This window comes from Rhizobium oryzihabitans, assembly GCF_010669145.1.
GTDB classification, from domain to species: domain Bacteria; phylum Pseudomonadota; class Alphaproteobacteria; order Rhizobiales; family Rhizobiaceae; genus Agrobacterium; species Agrobacterium oryzihabitans.
In genome coordinates this window covers 1,136,772-1,151,752 of the sequence record NZ_CP048635.1, presented here as the reverse complement: position 1 = coordinate 1,151,752, position 14,981 = coordinate 1,136,772, and the positions used below count along the sequence as shown (strand labels likewise).

The window sequence follows — 14,981 nt, the reverse complement described above, 5'->3', positions numbered from 1 at the left end:
CGTCGCACGTTACCAAAGGCCCGAGCAATAAATCGCGTCAGTACAGCGCCTAAGCCTCCATCCTTTTGATTGCAAAGCCGCATCTCGCCCCGAAATTGCTCGGGCGAGAGTTGGCTTACAATTGCAAGTTAAAGCCTTACGCTCCCCGCATTGCAGACCTCTCAAGCTGCATGAGAGCGCCGGCTCTTCAACAAAGACATCCACTCCTCCAGCGCCTAAGGCGAGCTCATTGCCCATTCGCACCGATCGGCAGCAACTGCCACTTGACTCACCAAAACACAACAGATATGTCATAACAACATCTGATATCTCAGTTTGGTAATTGATATGTCTAACCCCATCGAATTTCCATCGCTGCCGCTGTCCGAACTCGTCACCCCGCAAGACCTGCCGGCTGAGGGGAACATGACCAATCGGATCCATGCCTTGCTTCGCAAACTGATTGTCGAGGTGAAGCTGCTTCCGGGGCGGGCGCTGTCGGAAAAGGAAATCGCGGCACTGCTGCATGTCAGCAAGACGCCCGTGCGCGAAGCGATCATTCGCCTTTCCGAAGAAGGTTTTGTGACCGTCGTGCCGCAGGGTGGCACTTACATCTCGCCGATCGACGTGCAGCGTTACATGGAAGCCTGCTTCATCCGGTTCAAGCTGGAAGAGGGCGCCGTCATCGAGGCGACCAAGCGGCATTCGCTGGAAGATATCGCCCGTCTGAAAACCTGCATTTCCCAGCAGCGCACCGCCGCCGAAGACGAGGAATTCACGGACTTCTTCCTGCTGGACGAAGAGTTCCACCGCACCATCTTTGCGGCCGCCCGCCTTCCCGGCGCCTGGAGCGTCGTCAATCAGGCGAAGGGCGAAATGGACCGGATGCGCCACCTGAAGCGCGTTTTTGCAGTGCGACGCACCGAAAAGGTGATCGAAGAGCACGAAGCGATCGTGAATGCCATCGAGTCGGGCGATGTCGAGGCCGCACGCGAGGCTGTCCAGCGCCATCTCGGATCCCTCGAAACCAAAATCGCAGAACTCTCCAAGAACCCGAAGATCTGGACCTTCATCGAGCAGGTCAACACGCGTGTCACGAGGAAGCGCGTTTCACGGGGGCGAAGACGCCTGACTGAACATTCAAGGCTTTTGAGGAGGGGCCTTTCATGTCCGCAGTTCAAATCAACGATGTCGTCAAGCGCTACGGTGCTCTCGAAGTCGTCCATGGTATCAATCTTTCCATACAGCCGCAGGAATTCGTTGTCCTCGTTGGTCCTTCGGGATGCGGAAAATCCACCACGCTGCGCATGCTTGCAGGTCTGGAAGACATCTCGGACGGCACGGTTTCGATGGACGGCCGAGTGGTCAATAAGATCGCCCCGAAAGACCGCGACGTCGCAATGGTATTCCAGAACTACGCGCTTTACCCGCATCTAAGCGTTGCCGATAACATCGCCTTCGGCCTGCGCGTCAGGGGCGAGAAACGAGCCGTCATCGACAAGGCGGTTGCGGAAGCTGCACAAATCCTCGGGCTCACCGAATATCTTACCCGCAAGCCGGCTGATCTTTCCGGCGGCCAGCGTCAGCGCGTCGCCATGGGCCGCGCCATCGTGCGCAGGCCGAAAATCTTCCTGTTCGATGAACCGCTCTCGAACCTCGACGCCAAGCTGCGCACCCATATGCGCGCCGAGATAAAGCTTCTCCACAAGCGGATGCATGCCACCAGCATCTACGTTACCCATGATCAGGTCGAAGCGATGACGCTCGCCGACCGCATCGTCATCATGAATGGTGGCCATATCGAACAGGTCGGCTCGCCGATGGAGGTCTTCCTCGAACCGGCAAATACGTTTGTCGCAAGCTTCATAGGCTCGCCGCCGATGAACCTTCTCGATGGGATCATCGAGAAGCGGGATGGCAGCGTGAAGGTTACGCTTACGGGCGGTTCCGGCCAGCACTTCAGCATTCCCGAAGCTTTCGCAAAGAACGCCACGGAAGGGCAGCCGGTCAAACTCGGCCTGCGGCCGGAAATCATGTCGGTAGAGACCGAAGAGGGTCGTGAAACATTAAATTGCAGCATCGACCTCGTGGAGCCGCTGGGTGCGGAAGCGCTCCTGCATGGCACCGCCGATGGCCAGCCATTTATCGCCAAGGCCGAAACGCTCTATGGCGATCATACACTCAACGGCGTCAGCCAGCTTAGCATCGATACCACCCGCGTCCACGTCTTCGATGCAGCGACCGGCAGGTCGCTGAAAGCCAAAGGCGGAGCGCGGGCATGAAACAGGGTTTTCAGGAACGTCTTGATGATCTCCAGGAAGATGTGCGCCGCGACTGGCAACTCTACCTGCTGCTGGCGCCGATGATCATCTGGTTTGCGGTCTTCCTCTACAAACCCATGTACGGGCTGGTCATCGCATTCCAGGATTTCTCGATTTTTCGCGGCATCGAAAAAAGTCCCTGGGTCGGTTTTGCGAATTTCGTCGAACTCTTCCAAAATGACATGTTCGTGCGCTCCTTCTGGAACACCATCAAGATCAGTGGCCTTGGCCTGATTTTCGCCTTTCCCGTCCCCATCATCCTGGCCCTGATGTTCAACGAGGTTCAAAGTGGCGTTGCCCGCCGCTGGGCGCAGACGGTCGTTTACCTGCCGCACTTTATTTCGGTGGTGATCGTTGCCGGCATCGTCATCAACTTCCTGTCGCCATCGATCGGCATCGTCAATCTCCTGCTGAAAGGCCTTGGATTCGAGCCGATCTACTTCCTGACCCAGCCGGAATGGTTCCGTCCGATTTACATCGGCTCGTCCGTCTGGAAAGAGGCAGGCTTCGAATCCATCGTCTATCTCGCCGCCATCGCAGGCGTGAGCCCGACGCTTTACGAATCCGCCCGGGTTGACGGCGCATCGCGCTGGCAGATGATGTGGCGGATTACCCTGCCCTGCATCCTGCCGACAATCGTGATCATGCTGATCATCCGCATCGGCAATCTGGTCGAGGTCGGGTTCGAATATATCATTCTGCTCTATCGCCCATCCACCTACGAGACGGCGGACGTCGTTTCCACCTTCATCTACCGCACCGGCCTGCAGGGCACCCAATATGACCTGGCCACGGCCGCCGGACTGTTCAACGCCGTCATCGCTTTCGTTCTCGTCTATTCGGCCAATCGCATCAGCCGAAAAGTCTCGTCGACATCGCTGTGGTGAGGAGCTGAAACATGGCTAACTTCAATCTGTATTCCCGCGGCGACCGGATTTTTGGCTGGGCTAACGCCATTCTTCTGGGCCTCTTCGTCCTGTCGACGCTTTATCCCTTTATCTATGTGCTGTCGGTCTCGCTGTCTTCGGGTGCCGCAGTCACCGCTGGCCGCGTCACCTTCTGGCCGGTCGATGTCACGCTTGCCGCTTACGACAGGGTATTGTCCGACAGGATGTTCTGGGTCGCCTATGGCAACACCTTCATCTACACCTTCGGCGGCACGATGATGAGCCTGCTGATCATGATCCCCGGAGCCTACGCCCTTTCGCGCAAGCGCCTGCGCGGCCGCACCTTCTTCAACATCGCCATCGCGTTTACGCTTTGGTTCAACGCCGGCATGATCCCCTTCTTTCTGAACATGCGCGATCTCGGACTTCTCGACAGCCGTTTCGGCATCATCCTCGGCTTTGCTGCAAACGCCTTCAACGTCATTCTGCTGCGCAATTTCTTCGAGGCCGTTCCGAAGTCCTTCGAAGAAGCCGCCAAGATGGATGGCGCCAGCGAATTACAGCTGCTGTGGAAGGTATTCATTCCGCTTTCCAAACCCGCCATCGTCACCGTTGCGCTGTTCTGCATCGTCTCGCGCTGGAACGGTTATTTCTGGGCCATGGTGCTGCTGCGCGGCGAAGAGAAAATCCCGCTTCAGGTCTATCTGAAGCGCGTGATCGTCGATCTGAATTCGAACGACGAATTCGCCTCGAGCCTGCTCACCGCCCACTATTCGTTCGAGACGGTGACGTCAGCGATCATGATCGCTTCCATCATTCCCGTCCTCATCATTTACCCCTACGCGCAGAAGTATTTCACCAAAGGAATTCTGCTGGGCGGAGTGAAAGAGTAGCAGCACAAGGGAGGAGAACCTGTGAGAGCACTACGAAAAGGCGCGCCCCTACTGGCGTTGATAACAGCCGCGACCCTGGCCTTGCCGGCATTGGCACAGGATTCGGGCAAGATCACCGAAGACCCGCTAGAACTGACAATCCATTTCCATTTCCGTGACAAATACGTCTATTCGGAAAAATGGCCGGTGGAGCAGAAGGCGGCGGAAATCACCAACATCCATGTCCGCAACGTGGCGTCGCTGGCAACCACCAGCAGCCGCGATGCCTTCAACCTTCTGATCGCCTCTGGCAACCTTCCCGATATCGTCGGCGGCGACGCCACCGGCGGGCTGAAGGAAGACTTCATTCGTTACGGGCTGGAGGGCGCATTCATTCCACTCGATGACCTGATCGAGGAAAATGCCCCCAACCTCAAGGCCTTCTTCGACAGCCACAAGGAAATCCGCAACGCGATCTCCGGACCGGACGGCAAGCTTTATTTCATTCCCTATGTGCCTGATGGCAAGTTCTCGCGCGGCTGGTTCATCCGTCAGGACTGGCTCGACAAGCTTGGCCTCAAGCAGCCGGAAACGCCGGAAGAAGTCTATGAGGTTCTCAAAGCCTTCCGCGACAAGGACCCGAACGGCAACGGCCTCAAGGATGAAGTTCCTTATTTTGCCCGTGAGGAAATCGATGCCGTCCGCCTCATCAATCTGTGGGATGCGCGCGTGTCCGGATCCGAACGTTATGGTGACTTTGCCGTCTATGACGGACAGCTGCGTCACCCTTGGGCGGAGGTAAACTACAAGACCGGCATTTCCAATGTGGCCAAGTGGTACAAGGAAGGCCTGATCGACAAGGAGATTTTCACCCGCGGCGCCCGCTCGCGTGAATATCTTCTGGGCAACAATCTCGGCGGCATGACGCATGACTGGTTCGCCAGTACCTCGACCTATAACGACGCCCTGTCGCCGAAGATCGACGGCTTCGCGCTGAAGCCGATGCTGCCGCCAAAGACGGTCTCCGGCCAGCGCTTCGAAGATTCCCGCCGCCTGCGTGTCCAGCCCGTCGGCTGGGCCATTTCGGCGACCAATGAGCACCCGGTCGAAACCATCAAATATTTCGATTTCTGGTTCTCGCAGCAGGGCCGCATCCTGTCGAATTTCGGCGTCGAAGGCCTGACCTACGAGATGGTCGACGGCAAGCCGCAGTTCAAGAAGGAAATCCTCGACAACAAGGATCCGGTCAATGCCCAGCTATGGGCGGTCGGTGCGGCGATCCCGCGCGGATACTGGATGGACTACGAATATGAACGCCAGTGGACGAACAAGATCGCGCTCGAAGGCATCGACATGTACAAGAAGTGCAATTGCCTCAAGGACGAATTCATGGGTGTTTCCCTGAACGCCGAGGAGAAGGCGACCTTCGACCGCTACTGGCCAAGCATCCTCACCTACATGACCGAGATGCAGCAGACCTGGATTCTCGGCGCGCAGGACGTCGATACCGGTTGGGACGCCTACAAGAAGCGCCTCACCGCCCTCGGTTACGACGAGGTCATCAAGATGATGCAATCGGCCTATGACCGCCAGTACAAGGCGGCGCAATAAACCCTCCGACCACGATGGCGGCTTTGTCGCCGCCATCCTTTTCCTTCCGTTTTCATAGGAGTTAGAGCGCAATGCGTCCCTCTGCCCCGGCCATCTCCAGACAGACACTTCTCGATGAACCCCGGCCGGGTTCATTGACCATTGGCTACGAGCCGAGCGAAGAAGCACCACCGACGGAGAACCCTCCGCGCTTTTCATGGCTACCCGACATCGACGACGGCGCGCGTTACGTGCTGCGCATTTCCACCGATCCCGGTTTCGCCGACAAAAAAACACTCGTTTTCGAAGATCTCGCCTGGAATTTCTTCACGCCGGATGAGGCCTTGCCGGAAGGCCGTTATCACTGGTGTTATGCGCTGTGGGACCAGACGTCCGCAACGCCGGAGTCCAACTGGAGCGCCGTGCGCAGCTTCGAGATCGGCGCGTCGCTGCCGAAAACGCCGCTGCCCGGCAGACAGGCGCGCCATGCCGCCGCCCATGCCAGCCATCCGAGGCTCTGGCTCAATCCCGAGCAGTTGCGCGCCTTCGCGGACGCCGTGGCAAAGGACCCCAACCATTGCGGCTGGTCCGAATTCTACGAAAAATCGGTAAAGCCCTGGCTGGAGCGGCCGGTCATGCCGGAGCCACAGCCCTACCCCAATAATATGCGCGTCGCGTCGCTCTGGCGGCAAATGTATATCGACTGCCAGGAAGTGATCTATGCGATCCGGCACCTGGCGATTGCCGGCCGTGTGCTCGGACGCGACGATCTGCTCGATGCATCCCGCAAGTGGCTGCTGGCCGTCGCCGGCTGGGATCCGAAAGGCGCGACCTCCCGGGCCTATAATGACGAGGCGGGATTCCGTGTCGTCGTCGCACTCGCTTGGGGTTATGACTGGCTCTACGACCATCTGAGCGAGGACGAGCGCGAAACCGTGCGGTCGGTTCTTCTCGAACGAACGCGGGAGGTTGCCGACCACGTCATCGCGCATGCCCGCATCCACGTATTTCCCTATGACAGCCACGCGGTGCGTTCGCTTTCGGCAGTCCTGACACCGGCCTGTATCGCGATTCAGGGCGAAAGCGACGAGGCGGGCGAATGGCTCGATTATACCGTTGAATTCCTCGCCACCCTCTATTCTCCCTGGGCTGGAACCGATGGCGGCTGGGCGGAAGGGCCGCATTACTGGATGACCGGCATGGCCTATCTCATCGAGGCCGCCAATCTCATCCGCTCGTATATCGGCTACGACCTCTATCAGCGGCCGTTTTTCCAGAGCACCGGTCGCTTCCCGCTTTACACCAAGGCGCCGGGAACCCGCCGCGCCAACTTTGGCGACGATTCCACACTTGGCGATCTTCCCGGCCTGAAGCTGGGTTACAATGTTCGGCAATTTGCCGGCGTTACCGGCAACGGCCACTATCAATGGTATTTCGATCACATCAAGGCCGATGCGACGGGTACGGAAATGGCCTTCTATAATTACGGCTGGTGGGACCTGAACTTCGACGATCTCGTCTATCGCCACGACTACCAGCAGGTGGAAGCCGTTTCACCGGCCGATTTACCCGCACTCGCGGTTTTCGACGATATCGGTTGGGCGACCATCCAGAAACACATGGACGACCCGGACCGGCATCTGCAATTCGTCTTCAAATCCAGCCCCTATGGTTCGCTAAGCCACAGCCATGGCGACCAGAATGCCTTTGTCCTCTATGCCCATGGCGAGGATCTGGCGATCCAGTCCGGTTATTACGTGGCGTTCAATTCGCAGATGCATCTGAACTGGCGACGCCAGACACGGTCGAAGAACGCCATCCTGATCGGCGGCAAGGGACAATATGCGGAAAAGGACAAGGCGCTCGCACGCCGCGCCGCCGGCCGCATCGTCGCGGTTGAGGAAAAGCCCGGACATATCCGGATCCTCGGCGATGCGACAGCCGCCTATCAGGTCGCGAACCCGCTGGTCCTAAAGGCAGAGCGCGAAATTCACTTTGTCAACGACAGCTACTTCGTGATTGTCGATGAGGTGGAATGCTCCGAGCCCCAGGAACTGCAATGGCTTTGCCACACGACGGGGGCACCGCAGACCGGCAGGTCGAGCTTTCGCTACAATGGCCAAAAGGCGGGCTTTTACGGCCAGTTTGTCTTCTCGTCAGCCGGCACACCGCAGATCGCGGCCGTCGAAGGTTTTCCCGATATCGATCCCAAGGAGTTCGAGGGTCTTGATATCCACCATCACGTCTGCGCCACGGTTGCGGCGGCCACCCGGCATCGGCTGGTCACCCTTCTGGTGCCCTACAGTTTGAAGGAGCCGAAGCGCATCTTCAGCTTCATCGACGACCAGGGTTTTTCGACCGACATCTATTTCAGCGATGTCGACGACGAGCGTTTCAAGCTCTCCCTTCCCAAGCAATTCTAACCATACGAGGTTTTTCAAATGCAGCGTTTTACCAACAGGACCGTTGTTGTCGCCGGTGCAGGCCGGGATATCGGCCGCGCATGCGCCATACGTTTTGCGCAGGAAGGCGCCAATGTCGTCCTCACCTATAATGGTGCGGCCGAGGGTGCAGCCACGGCGGTTGCCGAAATCGAAAAGCTTGGCCGTTCGGCTCTGGCAATCAAGGCGGATCTGACAAATGCAAGCGAAGTCGAGGCTGCGATTTCTGCTGCCGCAGACAAATTCGGCGAGATCCATGGCCTCGTCCATGTTGCCGGTGGCCTTATCGCCCGCAAGACAATTGCGGATATGGACGAAGCCTTCTGGCATCAGGTCCTCGACGTCAACCTGACGTCGCTATTCCTGACAGCCAAAGCCGCACTGCCCAAAATGGCAAAGGGCGGCGCGATCGTCACCTTCTCGTCGCAGGCGGGCCGTGACGGCGGCGGTCCGGGTGCGCTTGCCTATGCCACCTCCAAAGGTGCCGTGATGACCTTCACCCGCGGACTTGCCAAGGAAGTCGGCCCGAATATCCGCGTCAACGCCGTCTGCCCGGGCATGATCTCGACCACCTTCCATGACACCTTCACCAAACCCGAGGTACGTGAAAGGGTGGCGGGTGCCACATCGCTGAAGCGGGAAGGCTCGAGCGAAGACGTTGCCGGTCTGGTGGCTTTCCTTGCGTCCGACGATGCCGCCTATATCACCGGCGCCTGCTACGACATCAATGGCGGCGTCCTGTTCTCCTGATATCCCGGTAAAACCATGTCCGTATCGTTACCAAGGGCGAGCCGGATTGCCATTCTCGGCACCTCGCTCGTCCAGCAGAACCATATTGCTGACGCCAGTTCGCTTGCCACATCGGCACGCGGCTGGATGAGCTGGGCCGAGGTCCTGTCGCATGGCAGGCTTTGCTGCCCTGTATACCACGATCCAGGCGTGCCGCCCGGCTGGGAGCCGAGCAATCGGCCGGGTGTCAGCCGGTTCTTTTCCGGCCTCAATTTCGGGGTTTCCGGCCAGAAGGCAATCGAGATCGAACGGCGGCTGACGCGACTGCTGCAATCGGATTTCGACCTGATCATCGTCGATGCCGGCACCAACGACATGATGGTGGAAACACGCCAGACGATTGCCGATACCCGGGCGCGGATCGTCTCGGCTTTGCTCGACGCGGGCAAGGTGGTCATCCTGCTTCCGATCCTCGCCCGTGGCGTCGGGAAATGGCCGGCTGGCGGTGCGGAGCGGGCAAAGGCGCATTGGATCAACCGGCAAAGCATCGAATTTGCCGCAGATCACGCCAATTGCCATGTCTTCGACTGGAACTCGGCCTGGGTCGATCCCGAAAGTGAATTCGGCGAGCCCCATCCGGGTTATTCGGACGACGGCACCCATTTTGCGGTGACCGGCGCCTTTGCTGTCGGAAAGCTGCTTGCGAACTATCTGCAGACGATCGTGCCGCGTGCGCCAGCCCGTATCCTTGCGAGAGACGATCGTTTTGACAAGGTGAACAATCCAGCAGGCAATCTGGCATCGGATTTTTCAGCCCTGACAGTCACGGAAATGCGTGAGCAGAGCCACCGTCTCGGCGGGCAGCTTGTCCATCCGGGCACAGGCTCCTGGGTGGAGGCCATATGCGATGTAGAGGTGCCGGCGCATAGCGACGTGCTCGGAATATCGCTCCGCCTGAAAGATGCGGCAGCCGAAGGGCAGGAGGCAGTCGCACTTGCGCCTTTCCGTGGAGAGGACGGCACATTTTTTCCTTTCCCAGCCACCCAATGGAGCGGCGCGCTTAGAACTCCCTCCCTGAAACTCAGGGCAGGTGAAGCCCCTCCCGAGCTTTTTCTCGATGTGATCCTGCGGCCCGGTTCTCGACCGATCGAAATCGACGTCGCCCGTATCGAGCTTCGCCCCCTTTCAAGTCCGGTGCGCCCATGAGACAATATCAAGACAAGCCACGGCTGTTGATCGCCATGCGCAACGAGCTTCCCGAAGGTTTTTTCGGTTCGCGCGAATGGGCACGGTTGAATGCCGTAACCGACATCATCCCCGGCTTCCCCTATACGGATTTCGACACGGAAGCGGGCGCCGAGGCGCTGGCCGAGGCGGATATTCTGCTGGCCGCCTGGGGCACGCCGTCCCTGACGCGCGCGCGCCTCGCCCGTGCGCCAAAGCTCAGGATGGTTGCCTATGCCGCATCCTCGGTGCGCACCGTCGCACCCGCCGAATTCTGGGACACATCCGATATCCTCATCACCACGGCGGCATCCGCCATGGCCGTTCCGGTTGCCGAATTTACCTATGCGGCAATCATCATGTGCGGCAAGGATGTGTTTCGTCTGCGAGACGAACATCGGGCAGAGCGCGGCACGGGCGGTTTTGGCAGCAGGCGTGGGATGAGCCTGCCCTATCTCGGCAATTATTCGCGCAAAGTCGGCATTGTCGGCGCATCAAGGATTGGCCGGCTGGTCATGGAGATGCTGGCGCGCGGAAAATTCGAGATCGCCGTCTACGACCCCTTTCTTTCGGTGGAAGACGCGGCCGCACTTGGTGCTACGAAAATGGAGCTCGACAAGCTTCTCGCCTGGTCCGATGTGGTCTCCCTGCACGCGCCGATCCTGCCCGAAACCCGTCACATGATTGGCGCCCGCGAACTGGCGTTGATGGCCGATCATGCAATCTTCATCAACACGGCACGGGGCTGGCTGGTCGATCACGACGCATTGCTGGCAGAGGCGCTTTCCGGACGGCTGCGTATTCTGATCGATACGCCGGAGCCGGAACCCTTGCCGACGGATAGCCCGTTCTACGATTTGCCCAATGTCGTGCTCACCCCCCACATTGCCGGGGCGCTGGGCAATGAATTGCGGGCACTTTCCGATCTCGCCATTACCGAGATCGAACGTTTCGTCGCAGGGCTTGCCCCGCTTCACCCAGTCCATAAACGGGATATGGAGCGCATGGCATGAGCGCTTTCGATTATTGTTTTTCAACGCTTGGCTGCTCCGAACTCAGTCTGCACGAAACGGCCGATCTGGCACAGCGACATGGCATCGCGCATGTGGAGTTGCGCACGCTGTCCGGCACGGTCGACCTGATCCCGGCGCTCACGGTCGAGTTTGCCACTCCTTCCAGATTTGCAGCCTTTCTGGCCGAACGCGGTCTCAAGGTCGCCGCTCTCAACACGTCCATTCGGCTGTTCGGCAGCACCGATCTTTCCGCCGTCGAGCCTTTCATCGACTGGGCGGAAGCCGCAGACATTTCCTATCTGCGCATCTTCGACGGCGGCAAACAGGTGGGACTGGACGAGATGACACTGGCAGCGCGCCTGTTGGACGACTGGCGGGCGCTGCGACAATCACGCGGGCTGAATGTCGACCTGATGATCGAGACACACGACGCGCTGGCGGACTTCGAGCAGCTTCTCGCCTTCGTCGCGCGCGTGCCGGCAGCCAGGATTTTGTGGGACACCCACCACACCTGGGCCAAAGGCAGCGATCTCAAAACCCTTTGGCAGCATATCGCACAAAATGTCGTCCATCTGCACGTCAAGGATAGCACGACGGACAGCGATGGCCGACGACGCTATGTATTGCCGGGCCATGGTGATTTTCCCATGGCGGACCTGCTTTCGATTTTACAGTCGGATGAACGACAAATCCCCCTCAGTCTGGAATGGGAGCGCCACTGGCATCCCGAACTGCCCCCGCTGGACGATGCGCTGAAGGCGGCGCGCGGCTGGTGGCGACAAGGAGCTTTTTGATGCGTATAGCCGAAATTCATCTCACGCCGGTCGCCATTCCCGACAGGCCGCTGCTGAACTGTAAAGGCGTGCATCAGCCCCATGCGCTGCGCACCGTCATCGAGGTCATATGTGACGACGGCACGGTCGGCCTCGGGGAAAGTTACGGAAGCATCAAGGCGCTGGATGGGTTGCGACGCGCAGCCCCCGCTCTGATCGGGCTCGATCCGTTTCATCTTCACGCGCTGAAATCGCGCGTCCTCACCGCATTGCCCGGCAGCGGCGGCATCAATGCCAAATCGGCGGTGGCCGATCACAAGCTGACGGACGTGGTCGCCTCGGCTTTCGAAGTCCCCTGCCTCGACATTCAGGGCAAGCTTCTCGGGCGGCCGGTCTCAGACCTGCTTGGCGGTGCGGTCCGCACCAGCGTTCCCTTCAGCGCCTATCTGTTTTTCAAATTCGCGGCCCATATTGGGGAAGCCCGGGATGAATGGGGAGAGGTTCTGACACCCGATCAGATGGTTGGCGAAGCCCGCAGGATGGTCGATACATACGGCTTCCAGTCGCTGAAGCTCAAGGGCGGCGTGCTGCATCCCGATCTCGAGATCGAGACCATGCTGAAGCTTCGGGAAGTCTTTCCCAATCATCCGCTGCGGATCGATCCCAATGGCGGCTGGACCGTGGAAACTGCGATCTACATCGCCAGCAAGCTCGAAAACATTCTCGAATATCTCGAGGATCCGGTCATCGGCATGGACCAGATGGCGCAGGTCGCAGCCTCGACGTCTATCCCGCTCGCCACGAATATGATCGTTCTGGAATTCGACCAGATCGCCGCTGCCTTCCGCAAAAACGCGGTGCAGATCGTGCTGTCCGATCACCATTACTGGGGCGGGCTGCGCGCCTCGACCCATCTCGGAAAGATCTGCGAGACACTGGGGCTCGGCGTCTCCATGCATTCCAACTCGCATCTCGGCATCACCCTTGCGGCAATGATCCATGTGGCCGCCGCAACGCCGAACCTGAGCTTCGACTGCGACACACATTACCCCTGGACCGGCGTCGACGTGATCGAGGGCGCACCGTTCACGTTCCGTGGCGGTCGCCTGGATGTACCCAAAGGGCCGGGACTTGGCGTTACGCTCGACCGGCGGAAACTCGCTGAACTCGCGGCTCTTTATGATCAGACCGCGATGAAAGAGCGCGATGATACAGCCTATATGAAGCTCTTCGATCCAGCCTATGAAAGGCGGGTGCCGCGCTGGTAACGGATCATAGGCGATGTGCTTGGCCGTTTTGGATTTGCTCATCGCCGGCAGAGCCGGCCTCACCTTGTTTTAAAACCGGATCAGAAGATCGCGAACCGGATCGTCATGGCGACCCCTCATCGCTTCGGATTGTTTCAAGCGGCACAGGGCGATGCCTGTTTACCATACGGGTTCCATCTTCGTGCGGCGATGCGCACCAGCGGGCCGCATTGGAGAGGACCCGATGGATTTCCGGCATGAAATAGATCGGAAAGCTTTCATGGCCGGGACTGAAATAGAAAATGCGCCCGCGTCCCCTGTGATAGCAGCAACCCGATCGAAAAACCTCTCCGCCCTCAACCCAACTAACGAAAACCAGGTGGTCCGGCTGCGGGATATCGAAGGGCTCGCCGTACATTTCCGACTGGGGAACAACAATGGATTCCGGCAGGCCTTGTGCAATGGGATGTGCGGGGTCGATAACCCATACCCGTTCACGCTCGCCGCCTTCATGCTCGCGCCAGCTAAGATTGCAGGAGGTACCCATGAGCCGTGCAAACAGCTTCGAATGATGTCCGGAATGCAGGACGACGAGACCCATGCCATCGAGAACCCGCTTCTGTACACGGGTAACGAGTTCGTCAGGTATTTCCTTGTGAACCACGTGGCCCCACCAGAACAGCACGTCGGTCTCAGCCAGAACTTCGTCGGTCAGGCCGAATTCCGGGTCGAAGAAGGTAGCCGTTCTGATCTGGAAATCTTCTGCCGCTATTCCGTTTGCGATGGCGCCGTGTATCCCCTCCGGATACACCGCCCGGATTTCTGGCTGCTTGGTCTCATGCCAGTTCTCGTTCCATATCGTAATGCGGATTGGTCTCGTCATTTCAGGTCTCCAGGCTTGGTTTGCAGCGTCAGACGCTCACCGCCATGTTGCGAAGATTGCTTGATCAGATCCCACAGTTCTGCGAGATGCAGGCTTCGCTCGGCGGTGGATGGATTGGCGCGGCGACCCGCGCAGGTATCAGCGAAGATTTCGAGAACAGCGTTCAGGTCTTCCCCGGCGGTTTCACGTATGGATATCTGTCCCTGGCGCAGCTCCGACCATTTGCCCCAGATATCGACGCGGAGAATGGCCCTTTCGTAGAAGAGCGTCAGGCAGGATTCACAGCCGGGAATCGTGTCGCCGCAGAAAGTCAGATTTACGGTCGTTCCATTTTCCAATTTGGCGAAAACGCCTCCGACCAGTTCAAAGTCGCGGCCGCGGTTATCGAGGCTCGCGGAAACGCTCTGATAACCAATTCCGGTCATCTGCAGGACCGCGTTAAAAAGATGCGAACCGGTGTCGAAGATGAAGCCACCTCCGGAAAGGGCTGGCACCTGCTTCCAGCTGGTGCCGTAGCGGCTTTGCCAATTCTCCCAGACCTCGCCGTGAACCGCCAGCAGCGCGCCGAATTCACCGGCATCGGCCCGTTCCCGCATGCGCCGTAGAAGCGGCGAGAGCGAGGACTGATAAGCGACAACGACCTGGCGACCGGCGCGTTCACGGGCCTCCAGAATTTCGCGCGCCTCATGCGAATTGAGCGACATCGGTTTTTCGAGGAGCAGATCCAGCCCATGTTCCAGAGCCGCTTTGGCATAGCCGGCGTGAAAGGCATGCGGCGTTGAGATGTAGATGGCATCGAGATTGGCCGCCTCCGACGCCAGCAGCGCGTCGGCCGTGTCATATACTTTCGGCTCGCCGCCTTGCCGAACGATCTCGACAAAACGTTCTACCGAAGCGGGGCTGGTATCGGTCAGGGCGACGAAGGTGGGAGCAAGCGGACTTTTCACCCATGCTCGCGCGTAGCCAGCGGCCTTCAGGCCACAGCCAATAACTCCGAGTTTCAGAGGCATGTTTTCTCCGTA

The 14,981-nt window shown here is 58.9% G+C and carries 12 protein-coding genes and 1 pseudogene; 11 read left to right on the top strand and 2 right to left on the bottom strand.

Features of this window, described 5'->3' with window-relative positions; genetic code table 11:
- The first annotated feature begins 327 nt into the window (after positions 1–327).
- The 11 genes and pseudogenes from G3A56_RS22065 (at position 328) to G3A56_RS22015 (ending at position 13,097) form a co-directional block, all read left to right on the top strand.
- A pseudogene (locus G3A56_RS22065) lies at positions 328–1,115 on the top strand (GntR family transcriptional regulator).
- 30 nt (positions 1,116–1,145) lie between these two features.
- On the top strand, positions 1,146–2,261 hold the full coding sequence (locus G3A56_RS22060) for an ABC transporter ATP-binding protein (protein ID WP_082185163.1): 1,116 nt from the start codon (positions 1,146–1,148) through the stop codon (positions 2,259–2,261).
- Positions 2,258–3,187, top strand: coding sequence for an ABC transporter permease (locus tag G3A56_RS22055; protein WP_082185164.1), 930 nt, complete (start codon positions 2,258–2,260; stop codon positions 3,185–3,187). The genes G3A56_RS22060 and G3A56_RS22055 overlap by 4 nt, the downstream gene beginning before the upstream one ends.
- Positions 3,188–3,198: 11 nt before the next feature.
- Positions 3,199–4,080, top strand: a complete 882-nt coding sequence (locus G3A56_RS22050) for a carbohydrate ABC transporter permease (RefSeq protein WP_082185165.1) — start codon at positions 3,199–3,201, stop codon at positions 4,078–4,080.
- A 21-nt stretch (positions 4,081–4,101) separates the two neighbouring features.
- Positions 4,102–5,670: an extracellular solute-binding protein gene (locus G3A56_RS22045; RefSeq protein ID WP_246231407.1), complete on the top strand. Its 1,569-nt coding sequence runs from the start codon at positions 4,102–4,104 to the stop codon at positions 5,668–5,670.
- 71 nt (positions 5,671–5,741) lie between these two features.
- Positions 5,742–8,072 (top strand): alginate lyase, encoded by a 2,331-nt coding sequence (locus G3A56_RS22040; RefSeq protein ID WP_082185166.1) that lies wholly within the window; start codon positions 5,742–5,744, stop codon positions 8,070–8,072.
- Positions 8,073–8,090: 18 nt separating this feature from the next.
- On the top strand, positions 8,091–8,840 hold the full coding sequence (locus G3A56_RS22035) for an SDR family NAD(P)-dependent oxidoreductase (RefSeq protein ID WP_082185167.1): 750 nt from the start codon (positions 8,091–8,093) through the stop codon (positions 8,838–8,840).
- 15 nt (positions 8,841–8,855) lie between these two features.
- Entirely contained in the window at positions 8,856–10,025 is a 1,170-nt protein-coding gene (locus G3A56_RS22030; protein WP_082185168.1) for an SGNH/GDSL hydrolase family protein, read from the top strand.
- Entirely contained in the window at positions 10,022–11,056 is a 1,035-nt protein-coding gene (locus tag G3A56_RS22025) for a hydroxyacid dehydrogenase (RefSeq protein ID WP_164056827.1), read from the top strand. The genes G3A56_RS22030 and G3A56_RS22025 overlap by 4 nt, the downstream gene beginning before the upstream one ends.
- The gene (locus G3A56_RS22020) at positions 11,053–11,850 is read left to right on the top strand and encodes a sugar phosphate isomerase/epimerase family protein (protein WP_082185169.1); all 798 of its coding nucleotides are present in this window, start codon (positions 11,053–11,055) and stop codon (positions 11,848–11,850) included. Before G3A56_RS22025 ends, G3A56_RS22020 begins: the two co-directional genes overlap by 4 nt.
- Positions 11,850–13,097: a glucarate dehydratase family protein gene (locus G3A56_RS22015; protein WP_082185170.1), complete on the top strand. Its 1,248-nt coding sequence runs from the start codon at positions 11,850–11,852 to the stop codon at positions 13,095–13,097. Before G3A56_RS22020 ends, G3A56_RS22015 begins: the two co-directional genes overlap by 1 nt.
- 103 nt (positions 13,098–13,200) lie before the next feature.
- Here the strand turns inward: G3A56_RS22015 and G3A56_RS22010 are convergent, their stop codons facing one another.
- A complete protein-coding gene (locus G3A56_RS22010; protein ID WP_035242971.1) occupies positions 13,201–13,959 on the bottom strand; it encodes a ThuA domain-containing protein in 759 nt (252 codons plus the stop codon).
- Entirely contained in the window at positions 13,956–14,969 is a 1,014-nt protein-coding gene (locus G3A56_RS22005; RefSeq protein WP_035242970.1) for a Gfo/Idh/MocA family protein, read from the bottom strand. The genes G3A56_RS22010 and G3A56_RS22005 overlap by 4 nt, the downstream gene beginning before the upstream one ends.
- Positions 14,970–14,981: the final 12 nt, after the last annotated feature.

Coding starts and splice junctions, on each gene's coding strand:
- G3A56_RS22060 (WP_082185163.1), top strand. CDS start 1,146: ATGTCCGCAGTTCAAATCAACGATGTCGTCAAGCGCTACGGTGCTCTC.
- G3A56_RS22035 (WP_082185167.1), top strand. CDS start 8,091: ATGCAGCGTTTTACCAACAGGACCGTTGTTGTCGCCGGTGCAGGCCGG.
- G3A56_RS22020 (WP_082185169.1), top strand. CDS start 11,053: ATGAGCGCTTTCGATTATTGTTTTTCAACGCTTGGCTGCTCCGAACTC.
- G3A56_RS22040 (WP_082185166.1), top strand. CDS start 5,742: ATGCGTCCCTCTGCCCCGGCCATCTCCAGACAGACACTTCTCGATGAA.
- G3A56_RS22010 (WP_035242971.1), bottom strand. CDS start 13,959: ATGACGAGACCAATCCGCATTACGATATGGAACGAGAACTGGCATGAG.
- G3A56_RS22055 (WP_082185164.1), top strand. CDS start 2,258: ATGAAACAGGGTTTTCAGGAACGTCTTGATGATCTCCAGGAAGATGTG.
- G3A56_RS22025 (WP_164056827.1), top strand. CDS start 10,022: ATGAGACAATATCAAGACAAGCCACGGCTGTTGATCGCCATGCGCAAC.
- G3A56_RS22015 (WP_082185170.1), top strand. CDS start 11,850: ATGCGTATAGCCGAAATTCATCTCACGCCGGTCGCCATTCCCGACAGG.
- G3A56_RS22005 (WP_035242970.1), bottom strand. CDS start 14,969: ATGCCTCTGAAACTCGGAGTTATTGGCTGTGGCCTGAAGGCCGCTGGC.
- G3A56_RS22030 (WP_082185168.1), top strand. CDS start 8,856: ATGTCCGTATCGTTACCAAGGGCGAGCCGGATTGCCATTCTCGGCACC.
- G3A56_RS22050 (WP_082185165.1), top strand. CDS start 3,199: ATGGCTAACTTCAATCTGTATTCCCGCGGCGACCGGATTTTTGGCTGG.